Below are 1,563 nucleotides of genomic sequence, written 5' to 3'. Positions count from 1 at the left end.
CACGGCCTGCCGGGTGGCGGTGCCGACGACGCGCATGTCTTCCACGCTGGCACCACCGAAGCCGACGGCGCCATCCGCACCAGCGGCGGTCGCGTACTGTGCGTCACCGCCCTCGGCGACAACGTCAAGAGCGCCCAGAAGCGCGCCTACGAACTGGTCGACCAGATCCACTTCGACGGCATGCAGTGCCGTCGCGACATCGGCTACCGGGCCGTCGGACGCAAGGGCTAAACCACCATGCCACACCTGCGCATCGAGTACAGCACCAACATCGCCGCCCGTTTCGACGGTGCGGCCGTGGCCCAGGCAGGCTGCGACGCCCTGCTTTCCAGCGGCGTTTTCAACCCGCCCGACTCAATCAAGGTGCGCCTGGTGCCGGTCGAGCACTTCCGCGTCGGCAGCGGCGCCGATCACGGCTTCCTGCACGCCGACCTGGGCATGCTGTCGGGGCGCGACACCGCCACCAAGCTGCGCGTTACCGATGCGCTGGTGCGGGCCATCGCCCCCCTCGTCCAGCCCGGCCCGCAGGTGGTGCAAGTCACCGCCGACGCCCGCGACATGGACCGGGACTGCTATTCGAAACGCCTCATTCCTGGCGCCTGATTCACCCCGAAAGAATCCTCCCATGCCTGACCGCGAAGCCGTCAAAGCCTACCTCCTCGACCTCCAGACGCGCATCATCGATGCCCTCGAAGCCTTCGACGGCAAGCCCTTCCGCACCGACAGCTGGACCCGTCCGGCTGGTGGCGGTGGCCTCACCCGGCTGATCGAGGAAGGCAACTTCTTCGAGCGCGGCGGCTGCAACTTCTCGCATGTGATGGGCGAAGGCCTGCCCCCTTCCGCCACCGCTGCCCGCCCCGAGCTGGCCGGGCGCAGCTACGAGGCGATGGGCGTGTCACTGGTCCTGCATCCGCGCAACCCCTACTGCCCGACCGTGCACATGAACGTGCGCTTCTTCATCGCCAGCGCACCGGGCAAGGCCGATGTGTGGTGGTTCGGCGGCGGCATGGACCTGACCCCCTACTACCCCTTCGAGGAAGACGTCCGTGCCTTCCACGCCACCTGCAAGGCCGCCGTGCTGCCCTGGGGCGAAGCCGAGTACGAGCGCCTGCGCGACTGGTGCGACCGTTACTTCTTCCTCAAGCACCGCAATGAACCGCGCGGTGTCGGCGGCCTGTTCTTCGATGACCACGGCGCCGACGGCCAGGTGGATTTCGACGCGGCCTTCGCCATGACCCGCAGCGTCGGCGACGCCTTCCTGCCGGCCTACCTCCCCATCGTCGAGCGCCGCCGTGACACGCCCTTTGGCGAGCGCGAGCGTGACTTCCAGGCCTACCGCCGCGGTCGCTACGTCGAGTTCAACCTGGTCTTCGACCGCGGCACCCTGTTCGGCCTGCAGTCGGGTGGCCGCACCGAATCCATCCTGATGTCCATGCCGCCGATCGTCAAATGGCGCTACGACTGGCAGCCAGAACCCGGCAGCCCGGAAGAAAAGCTGTACACCGAATTTCTCGTTCCGCGCACCTGGGCCTGACCCATCAATCAGTGGGTCGGACTTCAGTC

The 1,563-nt window shown here is 67.4% G+C and carries 3 protein-coding genes; all 3 read left to right on the top strand.

The window, feature by feature from the left end; translation table 11 throughout:
* Nucleotides 1–231 (top strand): phosphoribosylglycinamide synthetase C domain-containing protein (locus ETQ85_RS25900; protein WP_281283137.1); only part of this gene is annotated, 231 nt, incomplete at its 5' end.
* 6 nt (nucleotides 232–237) lie between these two features.
* A complete protein-coding gene (locus tag ETQ85_RS25895) occupies nucleotides 238–603 on the top strand; it encodes a 5-carboxymethyl-2-hydroxymuconate Delta-isomerase (RefSeq protein WP_148581850.1) in 366 nt (121 codons plus the stop codon).
* 22 nt (nucleotides 604–625) lie between these two features.
* Nucleotides 626–1,534 carry an oxygen-dependent coproporphyrinogen oxidase gene (gene hemF, locus ETQ85_RS25890; RefSeq protein ID WP_148581849.1) on the top strand — a complete coding sequence of 303 codons (909 nt, stop codon included), beginning with the start codon at nucleotides 626–628 and terminating at the stop codon, nucleotides 1,532–1,534.
* Nucleotides 1,535–1,563 lie beyond the last annotated feature (29 nt).

This window comes from Zoogloea oleivorans, from assembly GCF_008107625.1.
GTDB lineage: Bacteria > Pseudomonadota > Gammaproteobacteria > Burkholderiales > Rhodocyclaceae > Zoogloea > Zoogloea oleivorans.
This window is presented reverse-complemented; position numbering and strand designations above follow the sequence as displayed.

Bases quoted from the DNA above. Each gene is read 5' to 3' on its own strand.
- ETQ85_RS25895 (WP_148581850.1), top strand. From the start codon at position 238: ATGCCACACCTGCGCATCGAGTACAGCACCAACATCGCCGCCCGTTTC.
- hemF (WP_148581849.1), top strand. From the start codon at position 626: ATGCCTGACCGCGAAGCCGTCAAAGCCTACCTCCTCGACCTCCAGACG.